The organism is Brevibacillus borstelensis (assembly GCF_037834415.1).
Taxonomy (GTDB): Bacteria; Bacillota; Bacilli; order Brevibacillales; family Brevibacillaceae; genus Brevibacillus; species Brevibacillus borstelensis_A.
Genome location: NZ_JAUMSJ010000137.1, coordinates 1 through 292, shown reverse-complemented (window position 1 = coordinate 292; position 292 = coordinate 1). Strand labels below are relative to the sequence as shown.

General features: G+C 43.2%; 1 pseudogene. It reads left to right on the top strand.

Going from position 1 to position 292, the window contains the following annotated elements:
* Positions 1-96: 96 nt before the first annotated feature.
* Positions 97-292: pseudogene (locus tag Q3F21_RS27300) on the top strand (hypothetical protein); the annotation flags it as partial.

The following is a 292-nucleotide window of genomic DNA, read 5'->3' as shown; positions in this document are numbered from 1 at the left end:
AGTCGGACACCTCGATTATGAATGCTTTTATTTTCGCACTCTCGGTTCTTCGTGTCCAATATTGAGTCTAGCACCGAAGAAGGCTTGCAATGTCGAGTGAAAGTGAAAAAGCGAAAGGGAACCGGACAACCGCTCCAGGTCGCTGATCATCTTTTGAAACGTGATTTTCTTGCGGAACAACGATTGCAAAAGCTAGTTACGGATATTACTTACCTGTCTTTCGGCAGTAAAATGTTGTATTTATCTAGCATCATGGACTGTACAACGGAGAGATCATCGCATACAGTATTGC